Genomic DNA, 21136 nt, shown 5'->3' on the forward strand with positions numbered 1-21136 from the left:
CGCCGGGTCAGGAGGCGTACACCTCGAACTCGGACAGCTGGCCGGCCGGCCAGCCGGTGTTGCCGGTGAAGGTCAGCCGCACGAAGCGGCGGTCACCGGCGGGCAGCGCGATCGACACGCTGTTGCCGCCCGCCGGGTCGAACGTGTAGCCGGCCGCCGCCTTGAGCGTCGAGAACGACGAGCCGTCGGTGGAGCCGAGCACGGAGACGGTCTGGGTACGGGTCTGCCAGGCCGACGACGGGGGCAGCTTCAGCACCACCGGGGCGACCGGCCGGGCGCTGCCCAGGTCGACTGTCACCGACTGAGGGAAGGCGTTGTTGGCGCTCTCCCAGTAGGTGTTCGCGTTGCCGTCGACGATGTTGGCGGCGCCGTACACGTCGGCGTGGCTGGTCTCCGCCACCGGCCGGCCCGCCGCAAGGTTCCCGGCCGGCGGCGCGGTGGTGGGCGGCGGCGTCGTGGCAGGCGGCGGTGTGGTGGTGCCGCCGCCGTACACCTCCAGTTCGGCGAGCTGGCCCGCCGGCCAGCCGGTGTTGCCGGTGACTGTGACCCGGACGAACCGGCGGTCGCCGGACGGCAGCGCGATCGGCACGGTGTTGCCGGCGGCCGGGTCGAACACGCGGCCCGCCGACGCGGCGAGCGTGGTGTACGAGGAGCCGTCGGTGGAGCCGAGCACGGACAGCGTCTGGGTGCGCCGTTCCCAGCCGGGCGGGAGCTTCAGCACCACCCGGTCGACTGTGCGCGACGCGCCGAGGTCGACGGTGAGCGACTGCGGGAACGCGTTGTTGGCGCTCTCCCAGTAGCTGGCCGGGTTGCCGTCGACGGCGTTGCCGGCGGCGTACGTCTGGGTGGTGCTGGTGGCGGTCGCCGGCCGGCCCAGCGCCAGGTTCCCGCCGGCCGGCGGCGGCGTGGTCGGCGGCGCGGTGGTCGGCGCTGCCGTCGTCGGCGCTGCCGTGGTCGGCGCGGGGCTGGTGGGCGGCGGGCTGGACGGGCCGTTGCCCCACTGCGGCTGCGGCCACGGCCCGCAGTACGGGGTGGGCGTGTACCAGCCGGAGTTGCCGGTGCCCTGGGTGATCTGGAAGCCGCTGCCGACGCAGTTGTGGATCGGGTTGGACTGGGCGATGCCGGTGGCGCGGACGTTGGTGAACCGGACCTGGCTGGGCGCCTGCACCTGGAGCGCGTACGTGCCCGCGCCGTCGATGCGCACGTTGTCGAACGAGATGCCGCTGGTCTGCCCCTCGATCCAGTGCAGCGCCGCGTACGAGCTGTCCAGGATGTCGGTGTCGGTGACGTTGATCGTGGCGCCCTGGATCGGCTCGTTGAGCGCGGAGAACCAGATCGCGCCCACACCGAACTGCCAGTTGTAGTCGGAGTTGCCGTTGCGGATCAGCGTGTTGCGGGCCACCGTGATGGTGCCGGCCACGGCGGTCGGCCCGGTGACGCCCGGATAGCGGTTCGCCACGTGGATGCCGCCGCCGTTGGTGACCGAGTCGGCTGTGACGTTGTCGGCGATGGTGATGTCCCGCCCGCCGTACGTGACCAGGTGGTTGGCCAGGATCGTCACGCCGATGGTGTTGCGGGTGAAGGAGTTGCCGACGTTCGGCACGCTCTGCGCCCACATGGCCAGCGCGTCGTCACCGGTGTTGCGGACGAACGTGTTGGTGACTGTGGAGTTGGTGACGCCCCAGTGGAAGTTCACCCCGTCGGCGGTCTGGTCGAGGATCCGGCTGTTGCGGATGGTGAAGTTGTCCATCGGCCCGTCCATCCAGGCGCCGACCTTGGTGTGCTGCAACCACAGGTTGTCCACCACGGAGTTCGTCATCGCGCCGCCGATGGCGTTGACCTGGTCCTCGTCGACGCGTTCCCGGATGTCGCCGATGACGGCGAAGTCCCGCAGCGTGACGTTGCGGCTGGGCCCGCCGGCCTCGTGCGGGCGGATCTCGCCGGAGTAGCCGCCGCCCGGCACGTACTTGCCGTAGATGCCGGCGGCGCGTTTGCGGTCGGTGGGGTGCCGGCCGCCGAGCACCGAGTACCAGGGGCCGGCGCCACGCAGCGTCACGCCGTCGACCACCACGTGGTCCCAGAGCGTGAACGTGCCGGCCGGGATCCACACCGTCCGGCCCTGTGCCTTGCCGGCGTCCACGGCGGCCTGGAACTTCGCCGTCGAGTCGGTGGCGCCGGTCGGGTCGGCGCCGAAGTCGGTCACCACGTCCAGCACGCCGGACGGCTTGGTGATCTGCGCGCCGACCAGCTCGAAGTCGGCCAGGTCGATGGTGAACGTGGGTGACTGGGCGGTCGAGGAGACCTGGAGGCGGATCTTCGTGCCGGCCGGGTACGTGGTGCCGAACATGGTCCGGGTCTCGTCGTAGAAGTGGTGCGGGTTGGTGTCGCCCGGGTTGTTGTTGAACGGGTAGCCGCCGTAGTACCAGCCGTACCGGGAGGTGACCGGCACCGCCTTGACCAGCGCGCCGTTGGCGCGCAGGTCGATGGTGGCGTCGCGGCCGGTGCCGGCGGCGTTGTCCGGCAGGCTGTACCGGAACGTGACCGCGTTGGCCGGGGCGGTGAGCGTGAACTCGACGTACTCGCCGACGGCGTCGAGCGTGACCGCCTCCCGGCCGGACGCCTCGGACGGCAGCGTGCCGTAGCGCCGGTCGGGGCCGATCTTCGTGCCGGTGTGGGCGGCCTGCTCGGCCTCCTGCTCCCGGAACGGCACCGTGGCGCCGCGTCCGGTGATGTCGAACGGGGACAGTCCGGCGGCACGCGCCGGGGTGGCGGTCGTGGTGAGCGCCACGACGACGAGTGTCGAGGCGGCGAGCGCGGCGGCGGCGAGGGCGGCCACGCCGGTGCTGCGGCGGCGGTGCGCAGTGCGGTGCTCGGTGCGGTGCTCGGTGCGGTGCTCGGCCATGCGGGGTGTGCTCCCTTTCGTCGGTGGCCAGATCCCCCGTGCGGCGTTGCCTCTCCTTCCTCCTCCCCAGGTGTGTCGCGTGGTGGCGGCCGGGACGGGCCGCCGGTGTCGCGGCGCCGGCGGCGGGACGGGACCGCCGGCGCCGCGGTCAGGCCGATCGGGTACGCAGCCAGACCGCGGTGTCCGGTGGCAGCCGGTCGTCGTCGAGTGGGCCGCTGGCGAGCAGCAGCCGGTCGTGCGCGGGCAGCGGCACCGCTGCGTCGCCGAGGTTGACCAGGCAGGTGAAGCCGGGTTCGCGGGCGAACGCGAGCACGCCGTCCGGTGCGGGCAGCCAGGTGAGCGTGCCGTCGCCGAGCGCGGGTTCGGCGCGGCGCAGCGTCAGCGCGGCCCGGTACAGCTCCAGCATCGAGTGCGGATCGCCGGTCTGGGCGCGGACCGTGCGGTCCTTCCAGTCCGCCGGTTGCGGCAGCCACGGCGCGGCTGCGGCGCCGTCGGGGCTGAACCCGAACGGCGGGGTGTCGCCCTGCCAGGGCAGCGGCACCCGGCAGCCGTCGCGGCCGGGGTCGACCCGTCCGGACCGCTCCCACATCGGGTCCTGCCGCAACTCGTACGGGATGTCCTCGACCTCCCAGAGCCCCAGCTCCTCGCCCTGGTAGACGTAGGCGGCGCCGGGTAGTGCGAGCGACAGCAGCGCGGCGGCACGGGCCCGGCGGGTGCCCAGTTCCAGGTCGGTGGGGATGCCCTCGCGCTTGGCGGCGAAGCTGAACCGGGTGTCGGCGCGGCCGTACCGGGTGACGTGACGGGTGACGTCGTGGTTGGACAGCACCCAGGTGGCCGGCGCGCCGACCGGGGCGTGCGCGGCGAGCGTGCCGTCGATGCTCTCCCGCAGTGACGTGGCGTCCCAGGCGCAGCCGAGGAAGTCGAAGTTGAACGCGGTGTGCAGCTCGTCCGGGCGCAGGTAGTTCGCGAACCGCTGCCGGTCGGGCAACCACACCTCGCCGACCAGGGCCCGCCCGCCCGGGTACGAGTCGGCGATGCGCCGCCAGGCGCGGTACACGTCGTGCACGCCGTCCTGGTCGCGGAACGGGTGCGGTCGGTCCGGGTGCACCTCGGGCAGCGTGCCGTCCTTGACCAGCAGCCCGGCCGAGTCGATGCGGATGCCGTCCACGCCCCTGTCGAACCAGAAGCGCAGGATGTCCTCGAACTCGGCGCGGACCCGGGGGTGGTCCCAGTTGAAGTCGGGTTGCTGCGGGGCGAACAGGTGCAGGTACCAGTCGCCGGGGGTGCCGTCCGGGTCGGTGGTGCGGGTCCAGGTGGGGCCGCCGAACTCGCCGGTCCAGTCGGTGGGCGGCAGGTCGCCACCCGGTCCCCGGCCGGCGCGGAACCAGAACAGGTCCCGCTCGGGCGCGCCCGGCCCGCCGGCGAGCGCGGCCCGGAACCAGGGGTGCGCGTCGGAGCAGTGGTTGGGCACCACGTCGACGATGCTGCGGATGCCGAGCGCGTGCGCCTCCGCGATCAGCGCCTCCACCTCGGCGAGGGTGCCGAAGACCGGGTCGATGTCGCGGTAGTCGGACACGTCGTAGCCGGCGTCGGCCATCGGCGACGGGTACCAGGGGCTGAACCAGATGGCGTCGACGCCGAGCGCGGCGAGGTGATCCAGGCGGGACCGGATGCCGGCGACGTCGCCGATCCCGTCGCCGTCGCCGTCGGCGAAGCTGCGCGGATAGACCTGGTAGATCACCGCGGAGCGCCACCACGGGCTGTTGTCGGCCATGGACACGGGCACCTGCTTTCTGCGGGTCGGTTCTGCTGCGGCGGGCTCGCGGCCCGGGTGCGGGCGGTGGCGCGGGGTCAGCCCTTGAGGCCGCCTGTGGTCAGGCCGGACATGATGTTGCGCTGGAAGATCAGGAACAGCACGACTGTGGGGATCGCGGCGATCACCGACGCGGCGATGACCACGTTCATCGGGGTGCCGCCGGCGAAGGCGTAGATGCCGACGCTGACGGTCCGCGTCTCCGGCGACGGCATGACCAGCTTCGGCCAGAGGAAGTCCTTCCAGACCGCCGTCACCGCGAAGATCGCCACGACGCCGAGGATCGGGCGGGACATCGGCAGGACGATCGACCAGAGCGTGCGCAGCGGGGTGGCGCCGTCCATCACGGCGGCTGCCATCAGGTCCTCCGGGATCGAGTCGAAGAACCGTTTCAGCAGGAAGATGTTGAACGCGTTCGCCACCAGCGGCAGCCAGATCGCGAACGGCGAGTCGAGCAGGTTGACGTGCACGATCGGCAGGTCGATCACCGTGACGTACTGCGGGACGATCAGCACCATCGCCGGGATCATCAGCGTCGCCAGCATCATGCCGAGGATCAGCTTGCCCAGCACCGGGCGCAGCTTCGACAACGCGTACGCCGCCGCGGTGTCGAAGACGAGCTGGAACACCACCGCGCCGGTGGCGTAGTAGAACGTGTTGAACAGCAGCTTCGCGAGATCCAGGTTGTTCCAGGCGTCGACGTAGTTGCCCGGCTGCGGGTCGCGCGGGAACAGCGACGGCGGCGTCTGGGCGATCTCCTGGCCGGACTTCAGCGCGCCGGTGACCATCCAGTACAGCGGGCCGAGGAACACCAGCGTGAACCCGGCCACGACCACGGAGAGCACGACCCAGTAGAGGACGCGGCCGCGACCGCGCCGCAGCTGGGCGTGGGAGATGAGGGTACGGGTGGTGGGGTCGGCGGCCATGTCCTAGTCCTGTCTCGCGGTCAGTCGCAGGTAGACGGCGGAGAACCCGGCCAGCACCACCAGCATGATCACGCCGAGCGCGGCGGCGCCGTTGAGGTCGTTCTGGAAGAACCCGTGCTGGTAGATCAGGTACGCCACGGAGGTCGCCGAGTCCTGCGTACCGGCGCCGTTGGCGAGGATCAGCGGCTCGATGAACAGCTGCATGGTGGCGACGATCTGGAGCATCGCCAGCAGCGCGAGGATCAGCCGGGTCTGCGGGACCGTCACGTGCAGGATTCGCCGCCACACCCCGGCGCCGTCGATCTCGGCGGCCTCGTACAGCTCGCCGGGGATGTTCTGCAGCGCGGCCAGGTAGATCAGCACGGCGCCGCCCATGTTCATCCAGGTCGACGCGATCACCATGGCCGGCATCGTCATCGTGGGCGACTGCATCCACTCCGACGTGGGCAGTCCCAGCGCGGTGAGGATCGCGTTGAACAGCCCCGCCTCGCTCGGGTCGTACGCGTAGAACTTGAACAGGAACAGCGCGGACGCCGGCGGCAGCATCACCGGCAGGTAGACGAGCACCCGCAGGTAGCCCTTGGCGTGGCGCAGCTCGTTGAGCAGGATCGCCACGAAGAACGGCACCAGGTAGCCGAGGACGAGCGCCAGGCCGGTGAAGACGAACGTGTTCTTCCAGGCGGTCCAGAAGCTCGGATCGGCGATGATCCGGCTGTAGTTGTCCCAGCCCACCCAGGTGGTCTCACCGCGGCGGGTGCGCTGGAAGCTCATCACGACGCCGCGGACCATCGGGTACCAGGAGAAGACGGCGAAGCAGACGACAGCGCCGATGAGGAACGCGTGCCCGGTGAGGTTGTCCCGGACCTTGCGGCCGAGTCCGGCGCGGCGTCCGGCGGTACGCGACGGCGTCGGCGCGGCGGGGCCGGGACGGCGGGTGGCACCGGGGGCGGTGGTGAGCGCCAAGGCGACTCCTGCGGTGCTCGGGGAGGTGGGGCCGGTGCGCCGGCCCCACCTCCGGTCGGGTCAGCTCTGCGCGGCCAGAAGCTGGTTGACCTTGTCCTCGGCGGTCTTGAGCAGCGCGTCGATGTTCGCGTTCGGGTTGGTCAGCACCCCGGACATCGCGGCGTCGAGCACCGCGTAGACGGCCTGGGCGTTGCGCGGCTCCCCCTTGATCGGCACCGGGTTGGCCTCGAAGACCGCGAAGTTGGTGGTGTCCACGTTCGCGTTGGCCTTGCGCAGCTCCAGTTCCTGCTTCTGCGCGTCGCTGCCGTTCGTGAACAGCAGCGGCTGGGGCAGGCCGACCGGGTAGTTCTGCGGCTTGGCGCGCACGTAGTCGAACTGGCCCTTGCCAGGGGTCAGCTTCTGGTAGGCGAGCCACTTCAGACCGGCCTTGACCTGCTCCGGGCTCAGGCCCTTCTTGAAGAAGTAACCCTCGCCGCCGCCGAGCGTGGCCTTGGCCGGCCCGTCCTGGCCGGGCAGCGGACCCATCGCCCAGTCCTGGTACTTGCCCTGGAACTGGCTCACGATCGCCTGGGTCGCGTCCGGCGCGCCGATGAACATGCCGACCTTGCCGGCGCCGGCGTTGGTGAGCAGGTCACCCCACTGGAGCAGCTGCCGGCTGCCCATGCTGTTGTCGCCGTACCGCATGTCCTTGAGGTTCTGCAGGACCTGCTTGCCCATCGCGTTGTTGAAGTCGGCCTTCTTGCCGTCGGCGCTGAGCACCTGGCCGCCCTGGGAGTAGAGCAGCGAGGTGAAGTGCCAGCCGCCGGTGTTGCCGGCGCTGTACTCGGCGTACCCGGCGATGCCGTCGCCGAGCGCGGAGATCTTCTTGGCCGCGGCCCGCACCTCGGGCCAGGTCTTCGGCGGGTTGTTCACGTCGAGCCCGGCCCGCTGGAACAGCGCCTTGTTGTAGATCAGGCCCATCGAGTAGTTCTTCACCGGTACGGCGTAGAGCTTGCCGCCGTCGGTGAAGACCTCCTTCAGCGCCGGGTCGACGCTGTCCCAGGTGGGGATGGTGTCCTTGGTGGCGTACTGGCCGATGTCCATCGCCTGACCGGAGTCCAGCACCTGCTGGAGGTCGGTCATGTAGCCGTAGAACACGTCGGTGACGGTGCCGCCGGCGAGGCGGGCGGTGAAGTCCGGCGGGTTGTTGCACTGCTCGCCGACGCTGACGCTCTTGACGACGATGTCCGGGTTCTGCCGCTGGAACTCGGCGACGTCGTCGTTCCAGTTCTTCAGCAGTTCCTTCTGCGCGCCGACCGGCTGGCAGTCGACGGTGATGGTGACCTTGCCGCCGGCGTCGCTGCTGTCGTCGCTCTTGGTGGAGCACGCCGCAAGGCTGAGCCCGAGGCCGGCCGCGAGCGCGAGCGCCGCGACCTTCCGATACTGCGGTACGGACATCTGTCCATCCCTTCGGGAACGGGTGTATCCATGGCCTTCACTGATGTGCGGTGACCGCGCGGCTGCCCTCAGGTGGTGGAACGGCAACCGGCGCGCGCCCTGCCTCCGGAAACCGCGCCCCGGGTCAGGTGTGAGTGGAGTCACTGTAGCGACGCGAACCGAACCCAGCAAGATGCGAACGCGAGAATGCAAGAACTCGACTGCGGCGCGGCCCGTCGGTCGGTCTTGGAGTTGTGGCACCTCAGATAATGGAAGTAGGCCGCATTCCGGGCGCGCCATTACTCCAAGATCGACGGACGTGGCGAGGCGCCGCGCGGCAGGGCGAGGCGGCGGAAGCCGCCGGGGGTCAGCGGCGAGGGGCGGGGGCGGTGGAGCCGCGTACTACCAGCTCGGGCTCGAACAGCAGCTCGTCGTGCAGCACGCCGGCGCCCTCGATCTGGGTCACCAGGAGGTCCACAGCGGCCTGGCCCATCGTCTCGATCGGCTGCCGCACAGTGGTCAGCGGCGGATCGGTGCAGGTCATGAACGCCGAGTCGTCGAAGCCGACCACCGAGACGTCGGCCGGTACGGCGCAGCCCAGGCGGCGGGCGGCCCGGATGGTGCCCAGCGCCAGCACGTCGCTGGCGCAGACGATCCCTGTCGCACCGCGCTCGATCAGCTTCGTGGCCGCGACCCGCGCCCCCTCCATGGAGAAGCTGGACCGCTCCACCAGGGACCGGTCCTCGCCCCAGCCGGCGGCCCGGACCATGGCGTCGAGCTTGCGGCGCGAGGGCACGTGGTCGGCCGGGCCGAGCACCATGCCGATCCGCTCGTGGCCGAGGGAGCGCAGGTGCCCGTACGCCTGCTCGACGGCGACCGCGTCGTCCGTGGACACCCGTGGGAAGCCCAGCTCCTCGACGCCGGCGTTGACGAGCACCACGGGCAGGCCGCGGTCGGTCAGGCGCCGGTAGTGCTCGTGCGAGGCGTCGGCGAGGGCGTACGAGCCACCGGCGAAGATGACGCCGCTGACCTGGTGGTCGAGCAGCATCTCCACGTATCCGGACTCCGGCACGCCGCCGATGGTGCGGGCGCAGAGCGCCGGGGTGAAGCCGCGCTGGGCGAGGGAGCCGGTGACCACCTCGGCCAGGGCCGGGAAGATCGGGTTCTGCAACTCCGGCAGGACCAGGCCGACCAGGCGGGCACGCTCGCCGCGCAGTTTCGTCGGGCGCTCGTATCCGAGCACGTCGAGGGCGGTCAGCACGGCGGTCCGGGTCGCCTCGGACACGCCGCCGCGGCCGTTGAGCACCCGGCTCACGGTCGCCTCGCTGACGCCCGCCTTGCGGGCCACCTCGGTCAGGCGCTTCGTCACGGCGGCAATCGTACGTCGGATTCTTGCAAGAAATGAACAGCTGAAGTGGTCGGTTCTTGCCGCGTGCGGAGGCAGGCGGTCCGAAAGATGCGAGCAGATTGATGCTTGAAAGGCAACAGAGCACCGGAATAACATGAGGAACCTTGTCGATGGCCTGCGCCGCCGAGGCCACCCGTCCCCCCCGAGAAAGTGGGTGCTCCGATGTCGCGGAGCGTGCCGAGGATCCTCGCGGCGGCGCTCGTCGCCGCCGCCCTGCTCGTACCGCCCGGTGCCGCCACTGCGGGCCCGCCGCGCGGACCGGCTCCCGTGGTGACCCGCGCCGGGCTGGACCCCGCGCTCGTGGCCGGTCGCGGTGCGACTGTGGACTACGTCGAACAGGAGGCGGAACACGGCCGGACCACCGGCGCCGTGATCGGGCCGGACCGGTCGGCGTACACACTCGCCGGTGAGGCGTCCGGCCGCCGGGCCGTACGCCTGCTGCCCGGCCAGTACGTCGAACTCACGCTCCCCCGGGCCACGAACGCGCTGACCGTGCGCTACAGCATCCCGGACGCGCCGGGCGGCGGCGGGATCACCGCGCCGCTGCGGGTGTCAGTCGGGCACGCGCCCGCCCGCACCATGACGTTGACCTCGCAGTACGCCTGGCTCTACAACCAGTACCCGTTCACAAACGATCCCGGCGCCGACCTGCTGCACCCGGACTGGTGGATCACCGAGTGCTCCTGCGTCCCGGCCGCCACCACGCCCGCGCCGGTGATCAGCAAGCCGTTCCGGCCGCACCACTTCTACGACGAGCAGCGCCTGCTGCTCGGCCGTACCCATCGGGCCGGCGAGGTGGTCCGGCTGACCGCGCCGCGCGGCACGGCCGCCGCGTGGACGGTGATCGACCTGGTGGACGCGCATCTGGTCGCCCCGCCCCGCGTGGTCCCCCGCGCGGTGAACGCGCTGTCCTTCGGCGCCGACCCGACCGGCCGCCGGGAGTCCGCCGACGCGTTCGACCGCGCGATCGCGTACGCCCGCCGGGTGGACCGCCCGCTCTACCTGCCGCCGGGCACCTACCAGGTCAACCGGCACATAATCGTCGACGACGTGACGATCGCCGGGGCCGGGAGCTGGTACACGATCGTGCGTGGGCGCGAGGTCGCCCTGGACACCCCGGCGCCCGACGGCTCCCGCCACACGGGCGTCGGCTTCTACGGCCGCGACGCCGCCGACGGCGGCAGCAGCGACGTGCACCTGTCCGGTTTCGCGATCGAGGGCGACGTGCGGGAGCGGATCGACACCGACCAGGTGAACGCCGTCGGCGGGGCGCTGAACCACAGCACCATCGACGGCCTCTACCTGCACCACACGAAGGTCGGCATGTGGTTCGACGGGCCGATGACCGGCCTGCGGGTCACGAACACGGTGATCGCCGACCAGATCGCCGACGGGCTGAACTTCCACACCGGCGTCACGCACTCGTCGGTGACGAACTCGGTGGTCCGCAACAGCGGCGACGACGCGCTGGCGATGTGGTCGGAGGGTACGGCGAACGCGTCGAACACGTTCGCCTACAACACGGTGCAGTCGCCGGTGCTCGCCAACGGCATCGCGCTGTACGGCGGCGCCGACCTGACCGTCGCGCACAACCTGATCGCCGACCCGGTACGCGAGGGCAGCGCGATCCAGGTGGGCTCCCGGTTCGGGGCCGAGCCGTTCACCGGCCGACTGCGGATCACCGGCAACACCACTGTGCGGGCCGGCACGTACGACCTGAACTGGAACATCGGCCTCGGCGCGATCTGGTTCTACGCGCTGGACCGCAGCATCGACGCCGCGGACATCCAGGTGACCGGCGACGCGTACCTGGACAGCACCTACAACGCGATCATGCTGGTCAGCGACTGGCCGGTGAAGGACAGCGTCCGCATCGACAACGTCCGCTTCCGCGACATCCGGGTCGACGGCACCGGCACGTCGGTGGTCAGCGCGCGTACGGCGGGCGGGGCGAGCTTCGCGAACGTCGACGCCCGCAACGTGGGCGCGGTCGGCGTCAACAACTGCGGGTCGTTCCACTTCACACCCGCCGGGTCGGAGTTCGCCCTGACCGATCTGGGTGGCAACGACGGCGGGTGGCTGGCCCCGTGGCTGCTGCCGAACACCATCACCTGCGACGACCGGCCGCCGGTGGTGCCGCCGCCCCCGCCCTCGCGCTGGTGACACGACGCGACCCCCGCCGGACGGGCCGGCGGGGGTCGCGTCAAGGGTCGATCAGGCCTCGGTGAGCTGGCCGCGCAGCTTGGTCAGGGCGCGGGCGAGCAGCCGGGACACGTGCATCTGGGAGACACCGACCCGGGCGGCGATCTCGCTCTGGGTCAGGTTGCCGTAGAAGCGCAGCGTGAGGATCTTCTGCTCCCGCTCGTCGAGCGTGGCGAGCGCCGGGCCGAGCGAGGCGCGCAGGTCGGCCAGCTCGTACTCGTTGTCCTCGGTGCCGAGCGTGTCGCCCAGCTCGGTGGCGCTGTCGCCGTCGCCGATCGGGGTGGACAGCGAGACCGCGTTGTACGCGCGGGCGCCCTCCAGGCCCTCCAGCACCTCTTCCTCGGTGACGTCGAGGTGGGCGGCGATGTCGGCGACGGTCGGGGCCCGGTTGAGCGTCTGGGTCAGCGTGCTGTTGGCCTCGGAGATGCGCAGCCGCAGCTCCTGGAGGCGCCGGGGAACCCGGATGTTCCAGGTGCGGTCGCGGAAGTGCCGCTTGATCTCGCCGAGGATGGTCGGGATGGCGAAGCCGGCGAAGTCGACGCCGCGCGAGGCGTCGAACCGGTCGACTGCCTTGATCAGGCCGAGCGCCGCGGTCTGGGCCAGGTCACCGGCCGGCTCGCCGCGACCGCTGTAGCGGGCGGCCAGGTGGTTCGCCAGCGGCAGCCACGCCTCGATGACCTGGTTGCGCAGGGCGGCCCGCTGCGGGTGGTCGGCCGGCAGTGCGGCGAGCGCCGCGATCAGCTCGCTGGCGCGGGTCTCCTCGCCCGTCTGCGGCGCGCGGTGCACCTCGGTGGCGGTCGATCCCATGGTCATCGTGGTCATGCTGCCCTTCCTGTCCTCGGAGAACGGGTGGCCTCCCACACCGGTCGTGCCAGCCACACTAGACCAAAGGTCACCACCAAATCAACCGAACGGACGATGGAGATTTCGGTTCATATACGGACAGAGCGGCGATGAAGGGTGTCAGCGAGGTAACAGCGGCCGGTAGTCGGCGGCGGTGAGCGGCAGCGCGGAGAGGCTCCCGTCCGCGCGTGGCACCTCCAGCGGCTGGCCGTCCCGGCGGAACGCCACGCTGAACACGTCGGGCCGCTGAGTGAGGCTGCACACGATCTGCCCGAAGGCCAGCACCTCGTCGTTGCGGCCGGTCTCCTCCCCGGCCTGGCGTACGTCGACCGTGGCGAGCGTGCCGGCCAGCGTCGCCCCGGCCACCGCGACCGTGCCGGGCAGCGCCGTGGCCAGCCCCTGACGGCGCTCGCCGCCGTCCGGACCGGCCAGCAGGTGCTGGAGGTGCGCATCCACCTCCGGCAGCCCGTCCACCCGGCGCTTGACCACGACCAGCCCGTCGTCCCGGACGAAGCAGAACGGCTCGTCCACCCGCCCGTCGCCGTCGGCGGTCGAGGACACCGTGGGGGTCGGGAACGCGCCCGGTGGCGTCTGCACCAGGCGGGGCTCGTCGTCCACCGGCACCCCGCAGCCGGCCAGCAGCACGGCCGCGAGCAGGGCGGGCAGGAGCCGCCGGCGGCTCATCGCAGCGCTCCGGGCAGCTCGACCCGGAACCGGGCGCCGGGCTCGCGGTCCAGCACCGCGGCCGTACCGCCGTGCGCGGCGGCGTGCTGCGCCACAAGCGCGAGCCCGAGACCGGTGCCGTCGGTGCCGGCCCGGTCGTGCGCCGCCCGCCCCCGCACGAACCGGTCGAAGATGATCTCGCGGTCACCGGGCGGTACGCCCGGACCGTCGTCGTCGACCTCCAGCACGCCCACGCCGTCGCTCCCGCCGAGGCGTACGGCGACCGGCCCGCCGCCGTACCGCTCGGCGTTCTCCACCAGGTTCAGCAGCGTCTGGGCGAACCGGCGCCGGTCGACCCACCACAGGCGCGGGGCGTCGCCCTCGACCGTCACCAGGCTCTCCGGCAGCGACCGCTCCCGGCAGACGGTCCGGGCCAGCTCCAGCACGTCGACCGTCTCGCGGTGCGCCGGCTGCTCGGTGCGGGCAAGCTGGATGAGATCGTCGACCAGGCGCTGGAACCGGGTCACCTCGTCGGCGACCAGGCCCGCCGCGGTCGCGGTGCGTTCGTCCTGGTGCTCCCGGCGGCGGTGGAGCACGCTCGCGGCGGCGGCCAGGGTCTGCAACGGCGAACGCAGCTCGTGGCTCACGTCGGCGGCGAAGCGCCGGTCCCGCTCGATGCGGTGCACCAGCTTGTCGACCATCTCGTTGAACGAGCTGGACAGGCGGGTGAGGTCGGGATCGGTGGTCGGGTCGAGCCGGGTGGCGAAGTCGCCGGCCGCGATCCGTTCCGCCGCGTCGGCGACCGCGGTGAGCGGCCGCAGGCTGTGCCGGGTGGCGTACCAGCCGAGCGCCGCGCCCGCCCCGGCGACCATGATCGCCACGGCGATCAGTGCCAGGCCCACCACCTGGAACGTCTCCTCGACCTCCCGCAGCGAGGTCAGCTCGTAGTAGCCGAGCGCGCCGGGCAACGGCACGCCGACAAGCAGCACGGGCTGCCCGTCGAGCCGGATCCGCTGCACGGCGGGCTTGCCGTCGGCCACCACGCGCTGCAACTCCACCGGCACCGAGCTGGCGCCCACGTCCGCGGTACGGGCGTACCAGCCGTCGGGCAGGTGCAGCAGCGGGCGACGCGCGCTGCCGGTGTCGAGCGAGCGCAGCACGGCCACCACGTCCGGGGTGCCGGTGTCCAGGCCGGAGCGGACCACGGCGGCGTCGTAGTAGGCGGCCCGTACCGCGGTGCGCTCCCGCTCGTCGAGCAGCGAGCGCCGGGTCAGGTCGTACGAGAAGAGGGCCATCAGCGCGGAGAGCAGCAACGCCCCGACGGCGAACGCCGCGGTGACCCGGGCGCGCAGGCCGGGCCGGGTCATCGCTGGAGCTTGTAGCCGAGGCCGCGCAGCGTGACCAGGTGGCGCGGGTTGGCCGGGTCGGATTCGATCTTCTGCCGCAGCCGGCCCACGTGCACGTCGACGAGCCGCTCGTCGCCGGTCTCGTAGCCCCAGACCCGGCTGAGCAGCTGCTGGCGCGACAGCACCCGCCCGGCGTGCTCGGCCAGCTCGCAGAGCAGCCGGAACTCGGTGCGGGTGACAGGCACCGGCTGTCCCGAGCGCCGCACCTCGCCGGCCTCCGCGCTGATCTCCAGGTCGCCGAAGAACTGGGCGGGCACCGGCCCGGCCACCGTGCGTACGCGCCGGCGCAGCGCCCGCAGCCGGGCGGACAGCTCCTTGATCGCGACCGGCTTCACCACGTAGTCGTCGGCGCCGGCCTCCAGCGCGGCGACGATGTCGTGGGTGTCGTCGCGGGCGCTGATCACCACGACCGGCACGTCGTCGTCGCGGCGCAGCTGACGGATGCAGTCGAATCCGTTCATGCCGGGCAGCATCAGGTCGACGAGCACGTAGTCCGCCGGCTTCTCCCGCTGCCGGCGCAGGCCGTCCTCGGCGGTCGGCGCGCCGTACGCCTCGTAGCCCTCCTCCTCCAGGGCGAGCTGCAGCGCGAGCCGGATGCGGTCGTCGTCCTCGATCACCAGTACGGCCGTCATATGGGCATCATGACCGGCCCGGCACGGGTCGCCCAATCGCGTGGGCCGTTCGTGGTTTTTGTCATCGAACCGTCATACAACCGTCCGGTGACCTCCAAGATCCCTGCGCAGAGTGGGGTCTGACCCGATCCCACCACGGAAGCGACCAGATGCCTGCCAGCCTGCCGTCCCCGCCGGAGTCCGCCGTGCCGCACGTGCGCGTGGACATCACCGACGAGCTGGACCTCGCCGGGCTGCCCGAGGTCGCCCACGTGCTGGACCGCATCCTCGCGCTACGGCCCCGCGAGCTGACGATCGACCTCGCCGGGTGCCGGCATGTGGACGCCGCCGCCGTCGCGCTGCTGCTGGACGTGCACCGCCGGCTGGCGCGGCAGGGCGGCCTGCTCACGCTGAGCAATCCACATCCGCGGATCCGGCGCATCCTGGAGAACTCCGGGCTCGGCGCCGTACCCGTCGTCGACACGCCCCGTCCGGCCGCGCGCGGCCGGGCCCGGGTCGCGTCCGCATCACGCTGAGGAGGAGTGGTGACCGGCAGCACGCTCGTCGGAGCGCTCGTGGTGGGTCTGGCCGTCGGCGGGCTGGGACGCCTCGTCCTGCCGGGGCGCAAGGCCGTCCCGGTGTGGCTGACACTCGCGCTCGGCGTGGCGTCCGCGCTGCTCGGCGCGATCGTGGTCGGGCTGGTGGACCACCGCACCGACGGATCGCCCGTGCTGCCGCTGATGGTGCAGACCGGCTTCGCCGCCGTGGCGGTCGTGCTGGCGGTGGTCGCCGCGGGCCGGCCGGAGGCGGAGGGGCAGACGCCGCCCGGTACGGGCGGCCGGCGGAAGGAGGAGGTGTGACCGTCGTTCCCGCGGACCACCTCATGATGCTCATCTGCGACGCCTGCGGCGACAGCGTCACCGGCACCGGAGCCACGCTGCCCGACGCCGAGGTGGTGTGGACGCTCGTGTTCGAGCACGACTGGGTCGGCTCGCCGTTCGCGTCCGGACCGCATCACTGCCCCCGGTGCAGCGCCCGGGCGGCCATCGCCGACGACGGTCTGGGCCTGGACGAGCTGGAACAGGTCGCCGGCACCCCGGCCGCCCACGAACTCGACCCGGCCACGGCGGTCCGCCGCGCTCTCGACGAGCGTTCCCTCCGCGACGACATGGAGCTGGTCGACCTGTCCGGCCTGGAGGTGATCGACTCCGCCGGGCTCAGCCTGCTGGTGCGCGCGCACCAGGACGCCCGGCGCGACGGCCGCCGGCTGTGCCTGCTGTCCCCGTCGCGGTTCGTGCTCACCGTGCTGCACACCATGCGGCTCGACGGCGTCTTCACAGTCGTCGACGGCCGCGTCCCGGCGCCGGGCCCCGCAACCCGGCAACCGGTCCTGACCGAACAGAAGGAGCCCTCCCCGTGGTGATGCCCTGGCCGTACCCCGAGTTCCCGTACACCGGCGGCGGACCGGAGCCCGACGACGCGGACACCCGGCTCGCGTCGCTCGTCGCGCAGCGGCTCAGCGCCGACTGGACCACCCGCCGGCAGCAGATCACAGTGACCGTGCAGAACCGCGTGGTCATCCTCGCCGGCCTGGTGGCCGACCCGGAGACGCGCCTGGTCGCCGCCGAGCTGGCCTGGGACGTGCCGGGTGTGTTCGACGTCTGCAACGCGCTGCGGCTCTACGGCGGGCGGCGCGGCGGCCGCTGAGCGGCGACTGTTGCACGCATCGGCATCCACCTCTACGCTCGGCCGTGGGAGCGCTCCCCCAGGCCGCCGCGTCGGGCTTTCCGGGCAGGTTCACGACGGGCACCGTCCGTTCACCATCCAGACGATGGGACCTTCCCGCATGTTCTCGATTCCCCGCCCGTCCCGGCGGCACCTGCTCGTCGGCGGCGCGGTCGGCGCGCTCGCCCTGGCGACGACGGCCGTCCTGCCCTCGCCGGACGCGATGGCGGCGACCGGCTGCGCCGTCACCTACACCACCAACTCCTGGCAAGGCGGCTTCACCGCGACAGTGGCGGTACGCAACCTCGGCGACCCGGTGAGCAACTGGACGCTGGGCTTCACCTTCCCCGACGGCGGCCAGCGCGTGGTCCAGGGCTGGTCGGCCACCTGGCAGCAGAGCGGCTCGGCGGTCACCGCGCGCAGCCTGGACTACAACGGCGCGCTCGGCACCGGCGCGAGCACCACGATCGGCTTCAACGGCTCGTGGACCGGGTCGAACCCGAGCCCCACGTCGTTCACGCTCAACGGCACGGTCTGCACCGGCGGCACGAGCACCCCGCCGCCCAGCACGCCCCCGCCGAGCACCCCGCCGCCGCCGACCACTCCCCCGCCCACCACCCCGCCACCCACCACCCCGCCGCCGACCGGCACCACGCCGGTGGCGATCAACGGCCAGCTCCAGGTGTGCGGCGTCAACCTCTGCAACCAGTACGGGCGGCCGATCCAGCTGCGCGGCATGAGCACGCACGGGTTGCAGTGGTTCGCCAACTGCTACACCGACGCCTCGCTCGACGTGCTCGCGAACGAGTGGCGGTCCGACCTGCTGCGCATCTCCATGTACGTGCAGGAGCAGGGCTACGAGACCAACCCGGCCGGCTTCACCAACCAGGTGAACACGCTCGTGGACAAGGCCGAGGCCCGGGGCATGTACGCGCTCATCGACTTCCACACGCTGACGCCCGGTGACCCGATGTACAACCTGGACCGGGCCAAGACGTTCTTCGCCAACGTGTCCGCGCGCAACGCCGCGAAGAAGAACGTGATCTACGAGATCACCAACGAGCCCAACGGGGTGAGCTGGTCGACCATCCGCAACTACGCCGAGCAGGTCATCCCGGTGATCCGGGCCAACGACCCGGACGCGGTGGTCATCGTCGGCACCCGGGGCTGGTCCTCGCTGGGTGTCTCCGAGGGCGGCAACTCCGACGAGATCGTGAACAACCCGGTGCGGGCGCAGAACATCATGTACACGTTCCACTTCTACGCCGCGTCGCACAAGGACAACTACCGCAACGAGGTGCAGCGGGCGGCGAGCCGGCTCCCGCTGTTCGTCACCGAGTTCGGCACTGTCACCTACACCGGTGACGGCGCTGTCGACACCGCCAGCAGCAACGCCTGGCTCGACCTGCTCGACCGGTTGAAGATCAGCTACGCGAACTGGACGCTCTCCGACGCGCCCGAGGGCTCGGCGGCGCTCCGGCCGGGCACCTGCGCGTCCGGCTCGTTCGGCGGGACGTCGGTGCTCACCGAGTCCGGCGCGTTCATGCGCGAGCGCATCCGTACCGCCGACAACTTCCCCACCTTGTGACCGGGCGGCCGGCGGCGATCCTTTCCCCTTCGGGTCGCCGCCGGTCAGCCCTCCACCAGCCCGGCCCGGCGCCACAGCACCAGGCCCGGCCCGGCGACCAGGCCCAGTTCGGTCAGGTGGTCGGCGATCCGCTGCGCGGACCAGCGCAGCGTGGCCCGCCAGTGCGGGTTGGCCCGCGCCGCGGCCCGGCCGGCCGCCGGGTCGATCCCGACCGCCGCGTACGCCCGCGGGTGCACCAGGCGCCGCGTGATCGAGTACGCGGCCCGGCCGATCACCAGCCGCGCGTACGCGAGCGCGACCGGCCCGGCGGCCTCGACCTGCCGGGTCAGCTCGTCGCGGGCGAAGCGCACGTGCCGGGCCTCCTCCACCACGTGGATGCGCGACACCATCCGGATCAGCGGCTGCAACGACTCGTCGGCCATGATCTCGCGCTGGAACGAGTCGAGGATCTCCTCGGCGATCAGGATGGCCGCGTACATCTGCGGGCCGGTCGCCGTGGACTTGAGCCAGCGCCCGAGCAGGTGGTCGAACGGCTCGGCCCGGTAGACCGGCGCGCCGGCGGCCTCGATGAGCCGGCCGAACATGATGGAGTGCCGGCACTCGTCGGCGACCTCGGTGAGCGCGTACTGGGCGTGCCGGCTGGTCGGGTCGGCGTCGTAGTAGTGCCGGATCAGCATCTGCATGAGGATCGTCTCGAACCAGATCCCGGCGCTGGCCGCGCTGGCGACCTCGTGCTTGGTCAGCTCGACCCGCTGGTCCTCGGTCATGGCGTCCCACAGTGGAGTGCCGTAGAGGCTGCTGCGCGTGGGCGGCAGCCAGTACGCGCCGGGCACCGGTGGCGCCGACCAGTCGATGTCGACCACCGGGTCGTAGCTGGTGCGTACCGAGGCGGAGAGCAGGCGGTCGGCGACCGCCTCGCGCGGGAACCCGGCCATGACCCCTCCATATTGACGTAACTTCGAGTAACTGTTACGAGTGGTAGCATGCGACGGACCACCACCGATGTCAATGGCCCCGACGCTCCTCCGGAGCCGGCCGCACCCCGTTCCGGCGGGCGGCGCGACCGCTGGGCCGACCACCGCGAACAGCGGCGGCAGGAACTGATCGCCGCCGCCGTGCAGGCACTGCTGCAGCACGGCCCGAGCGTCGACATGGACCAGGTCGCCGCCACCGCCGGGGTCAGCAAGCCGGTGCTCTACCGCTACTTCGCCGACAAGGCGCAACTCTGGCTGGCGGTCAGCGAGGTGGTCGCGGAGCGCGTGGTCGCCGCGATCGCCCCAGCCGTGGAGCAGGTACGCGAGGAACGCGCGCTGGTCGAGGCGACCATCGACGCGTACCTGAGCGTGGTGGAGTACGAGCCGTCGCTGTACCGGTTCCTCGTGCACGAGTCCGGGCATCCCGGCATCCAGCAGGTGGTGACAGGCACCAGCCGCCAGGTCGCGACCGGGCTGGCCCGGGTCATCGGCGACCGGCTGCGCGCGCTCGGCCTCGACGCCGGCCCGGCCGAGCCGTGGGCGTACGGGCTGGTCGGGTTCGTGCAGGCGGTCGGCGACTGGTGGACCACGCACGGGCAGCCGATCCACCGGGCCGCGCTCACCGAATACCTGACCACGCTGCTGTGGAGCGGCATCGAGGGGGTCCGCCGGGGCGCGGACCTGCCACCGGAGCTGACCCGCGCGCACGAACGGATCGACAGGTGACCTGGGAGGGCACGGCCCAGATCGCCGGCACCACGGTCCGGTTGCACGGCGGCGGGCGGTTCGAGCCGGTCGACGGCCGCTACCACTGGGCCGGACGGGTCGAGCCGGAACCGCGCCTGGTCCGGCTGCTGCGCTCCGGCCGCCGCGACGTGGAGGTCCGGATCGGCGAACGGGTCGCCCGGGCCCGGCTGGCCGAGGTGGACCCGTGGGGCGGCGTCCGCATCACCGGTGTCGGCACGCCACCCTGGCCGCCGGACGACGAGTGATCCGCGCCGTACCGTGAAGGGATGACGTCTCCCGCCACCGTGCTGCTGGTCTTCGGCCGTGGGGTGGTGGCCGGGGACGACGGCTACCGGCTCACCGCGGAGAGCGTGGCGCGCACCGAGGCTGCGGTGGCCTACGTCCGCGCGCACGCCGAGGCGTTCCGCCGCGCGCCGGACGCCCGGGTGGTGTTCACCGGCGGCTGGCCGCACGGCCCGGCCGGCGCGCCCGGCCCGCCCGCCGGATACCGGGAGGCGGAGCTGATGCGGGCGCTGGCGCGCGAGGCGGGGCTCGACGCGTACGCCTCGTCGGCGGCCGAGACCCGCTCCCGCACCACTGTGCAGAACCTGGCGCACACCGTCCAGGACGGGCTGCTCGACGCGGCGGAGTTCACCGCGCAGCGCCCGCTCGGGCTGGTCTCCCACCCGTGGCACCTGCCCCGCGTCCGGCTGCTCGCCGCGCGCGTGCTCGGCCTGTCCGGCCCGGCGCTGGCCGACGTGCCGGTGACCGCGCCCGACCCGGTGCCCGTCCGGCGGGAGCGGGCCGCCCGGGCGTTCAGCCGGATCGGCTTCCTCGGTGTGCGTACCCCGGAGGCGTCGCTGCGCCGCGAGCGCGCGCTGGCCCGCGCCGCCGACCGGATCGGACGCCTCACGCCCCGGCGGTGATTCACCGGGGCGGGCCCGGGGTACGAGCGTCCTCGATCGACCCG

20 protein-coding genes are annotated in these 21136 nt (G+C 72.2%); 9 read left to right on the top strand and 11 right to left on the bottom strand.

What is annotated here, in order from left to right:
* Positions 1-7 precede the first annotated feature (7 nt).
* The 6 genes from FB455_RS28055 to FB455_RS28080 all read right to left on the bottom strand — a co-directional run bounded on the left by FB455_RS28055 (position 8) and on the right by FB455_RS28080 (position 9389).
* Positions 8-2902 (bottom strand): discoidin domain-containing protein, encoded by a 2895-nt coding sequence (locus FB455_RS28055; RefSeq protein WP_145755357.1) that lies wholly within the window; start codon positions 2900-2902, stop codon positions 8-10.
* A 148-nt stretch (positions 2903-3050) separates the two neighbouring features.
* Positions 3051-4676, bottom strand: a complete 1626-nt coding sequence (locus tag FB455_RS28060) for a glycoside hydrolase family 13 protein (protein ID WP_030275160.1) — start codon at positions 4674-4676, stop codon at positions 3051-3053.
* Positions 4677-4753: 77 nt separating this feature from the next.
* Complete coding sequence (locus tag FB455_RS28065; protein ID WP_030275158.1) at positions 4754-5641, bottom strand: carbohydrate ABC transporter permease; 888 nt, start codon at positions 5639-5641, stop codon at positions 4754-4756.
* 3 nt (positions 5642-5644) lie between these two features.
* Positions 5645-6604, bottom strand: coding sequence for a carbohydrate ABC transporter permease (locus FB455_RS28070; protein ID WP_013286149.1), 960 nt, complete (start codon positions 6602-6604; stop codon positions 5645-5647).
* 60 nt (positions 6605-6664) lie between these two features.
* Positions 6665-8041: an ABC transporter substrate-binding protein gene (locus FB455_RS28075; RefSeq protein ID WP_030275156.1), complete on the bottom strand. Its 1377-nt coding sequence runs from the start codon at positions 8039-8041 to the stop codon at positions 6665-6667.
* Between the two features lie 346 nt (positions 8042-8387).
* On the bottom strand, positions 8388-9389 hold the full coding sequence (locus tag FB455_RS28080) for a LacI family DNA-binding transcriptional regulator (RefSeq protein ID WP_013286147.1): 1002 nt from the start codon (positions 9387-9389) through the stop codon (positions 8388-8390).
* A gap of 201 nt (positions 9390-9590) precedes the next feature.
* On the opposite strand from FB455_RS28080, the gene FB455_RS28085 reads away from it, so the two are divergent.
* A complete protein-coding gene (locus tag FB455_RS28085; protein WP_030275154.1) occupies positions 9591-11591 on the top strand; it encodes a glycosyl hydrolase family 28-related protein in 2001 nt (666 codons plus the stop codon).
* A 51-nt stretch (positions 11592-11642) separates the two neighbouring features.
* Here the strand turns inward: FB455_RS28085 and FB455_RS28090 are convergent, their stop codons facing one another.
* From FB455_RS28090 to FB455_RS28105, 4 genes are all read right to left on the bottom strand, one after another.
* On the bottom strand, positions 11643-12452 hold the full coding sequence (locus FB455_RS28090) for a SigB/SigF/SigG family RNA polymerase sigma factor (RefSeq protein WP_013286145.1): 810 nt from the start codon (positions 12450-12452) through the stop codon (positions 11643-11645).
* Positions 12453-12593: 141 nt separating this feature from the next.
* Positions 12594-13157 (bottom strand): GerMN domain-containing protein, encoded by a 564-nt coding sequence (locus tag FB455_RS28095; protein ID WP_013286144.1) that lies wholly within the window; start codon positions 13155-13157, stop codon positions 12594-12596.
* A complete protein-coding gene (locus tag FB455_RS28100) occupies positions 13154-14503 on the bottom strand; it encodes a sensor histidine kinase (RefSeq protein WP_030273968.1) in 1350 nt (449 codons plus the stop codon). The genes FB455_RS28095 and FB455_RS28100 overlap by 4 nt, the downstream gene beginning before the upstream one ends.
* Positions 14500-15174, bottom strand: coding sequence for a response regulator transcription factor (locus FB455_RS28105; RefSeq protein WP_013286142.1), 675 nt, complete (start codon positions 15172-15174; stop codon positions 14500-14502). Before FB455_RS28105 ends, FB455_RS28100 begins: the two co-directional genes overlap by 4 nt.
* A 149-nt stretch (positions 15175-15323) precedes the next feature.
* On the opposite strand from FB455_RS28105, the gene FB455_RS28110 reads away from it, so the two are divergent.
* The 5 genes from FB455_RS28110 (at position 15324) to FB455_RS28130 (ending at position 18466) form a co-directional block, all read left to right on the top strand.
* Positions 15324-15689, top strand: a complete 366-nt coding sequence (locus FB455_RS28110) for an STAS domain-containing protein (protein ID WP_013476930.1) — start codon at positions 15324-15326, stop codon at positions 15687-15689.
* 9 nt (positions 15690-15698) lie between these two features.
* Positions 15699-16013: a GlsB/YeaQ/YmgE family stress response membrane protein gene (locus FB455_RS28115; RefSeq protein WP_013286140.1), complete on the top strand. Its 315-nt coding sequence runs from the start codon at positions 15699-15701 to the stop codon at positions 16011-16013.
* Positions 16010-16576 (top strand): STAS domain-containing protein, encoded by a 567-nt coding sequence (locus FB455_RS28120; protein WP_071095191.1) that lies wholly within the window; start codon positions 16010-16012, stop codon positions 16574-16576. Before FB455_RS28115 ends, FB455_RS28120 begins: the two co-directional genes overlap by 4 nt.
* Positions 16570-16860, top strand: a complete 291-nt coding sequence (locus tag FB455_RS28125) for a BON domain-containing protein (RefSeq protein ID WP_013476931.1) — start codon at positions 16570-16572, stop codon at positions 16858-16860. The genes FB455_RS28120 and FB455_RS28125 overlap by 7 nt, the downstream gene beginning before the upstream one ends.
* Before the next feature lie 139 nt (positions 16861-16999).
* Complete coding sequence (locus tag FB455_RS28130) at positions 17000-18466, top strand: cellulase family glycosylhydrolase (protein ID WP_143025387.1); 1467 nt, start codon at positions 17000-17002, stop codon at positions 18464-18466.
* Between the two features lie 44 nt (positions 18467-18510).
* Here FB455_RS28130 and FB455_RS28135 read toward each other — a convergent pair whose 3' ends face one another.
* Positions 18511-19401 (bottom strand): AurF N-oxygenase family protein, encoded by an 891-nt coding sequence (locus FB455_RS28135; protein WP_013286136.1) that lies wholly within the window; start codon positions 19399-19401, stop codon positions 18511-18513.
* 48 nt (positions 19402-19449) lie between these two features.
* Between FB455_RS28135 and FB455_RS28140 the strand changes: the two genes are divergently transcribed.
* Genes FB455_RS28140 through FB455_RS28150 form a run of 3 tightly spaced genes read left to right on the top strand, consistent with a single transcriptional unit; the run spans position 19450 to position 21092 of the window.
* Complete coding sequence (locus FB455_RS28140) at positions 19450-20166, top strand: TetR family transcriptional regulator (protein ID WP_013286135.1); 717 nt, start codon at positions 19450-19452, stop codon at positions 20164-20166.
* The gene (locus FB455_RS28145; protein ID WP_013286134.1) at positions 20163-20432 is read left to right on the top strand and encodes a DUF4873 domain-containing protein; all 270 of its coding nucleotides are present in this window, start codon (positions 20163-20165) and stop codon (positions 20430-20432) included. Before FB455_RS28140 ends, FB455_RS28145 begins: the two co-directional genes overlap by 4 nt.
* Before the next feature lie 21 nt (positions 20433-20453).
* Positions 20454-21092 (top strand): YdcF family protein, encoded by a 639-nt coding sequence (locus FB455_RS28150; RefSeq protein ID WP_013286133.1) that lies wholly within the window; start codon positions 20454-20456, stop codon positions 21090-21092.
* The last annotated feature ends 44 nt before the right edge of the window (positions 21093-21136 follow it).

The sequence above is a fragment of the Micromonospora sp. CNZ296 genome, from assembly GCF_007827635.1.

Excerpts from the sequence above, each read along its gene's own strand:
- FB455_RS28055 (WP_145755357.1), bottom strand. The coding sequence starts at position 2,902 with ATGGCCGAGCACCGCACCGAGCACCGCACCGAGCACCGCACTGCGCAC.
- FB455_RS28060 (WP_030275160.1), bottom strand. The coding sequence starts at position 4,676 with ATGGCCGACAACAGCCCGTGGTGGCGCTCCGCGGTGATCTACCAGGTC.
- FB455_RS28065 (WP_030275158.1), bottom strand. The coding sequence starts at position 5,641 with ATGGCCGCCGACCCCACCACCCGTACCCTCATCTCCCACGCCCAGCTG.
- FB455_RS28075 (WP_030275156.1), bottom strand. The coding sequence starts at position 8,041 with ATGTCCGTACCGCAGTATCGGAAGGTCGCGGCGCTCGCGCTCGCGGCC.
- FB455_RS28085 (WP_030275154.1), top strand. The coding sequence starts at position 9,591 with ATGTCGCGGAGCGTGCCGAGGATCCTCGCGGCGGCGCTCGTCGCCGCC.
- FB455_RS28090 (WP_013286145.1), bottom strand. The coding sequence starts at position 12,452 with ATGACCACGATGACCATGGGATCGACCGCCACCGAGGTGCACCGCGCG.
- FB455_RS28095 (WP_013286144.1), bottom strand. The coding sequence starts at position 13,157 with ATGAGCCGCCGGCGGCTCCTGCCCGCCCTGCTCGCGGCCGTGCTGCTG.
- FB455_RS28100 (WP_030273968.1), bottom strand. The coding sequence starts at position 14,503 with ATGACCCGGCCCGGCCTGCGCGCCCGGGTCACCGCGGCGTTCGCCGTC.
- FB455_RS28105 (WP_013286142.1), bottom strand. The coding sequence starts at position 15,174 with ATGACGGCCGTACTGGTGATCGAGGACGACGACCGCATCCGGCTCGCG.
- FB455_RS28110 (WP_013476930.1), top strand. The coding sequence starts at position 15,324 with ATGCCTGCCAGCCTGCCGTCCCCGCCGGAGTCCGCCGTGCCGCACGTG.
- FB455_RS28130 (WP_143025387.1), top strand. The coding sequence starts at position 17,000 with ATGTTCTCGATTCCCCGCCCGTCCCGGCGGCACCTGCTCGTCGGCGGC.
- FB455_RS28135 (WP_013286136.1), bottom strand. The coding sequence starts at position 19,401 with ATGGCCGGGTTCCCGCGCGAGGCGGTCGCCGACCGCCTGCTCTCCGCC.
- FB455_RS28140 (WP_013286135.1), top strand. The coding sequence starts at position 19,450 with ATGCGACGGACCACCACCGATGTCAATGGCCCCGACGCTCCTCCGGAG.
- FB455_RS28150 (WP_013286133.1), top strand. The coding sequence starts at position 20,454 with ATGACGTCTCCCGCCACCGTGCTGCTGGTCTTCGGCCGTGGGGTGGTG.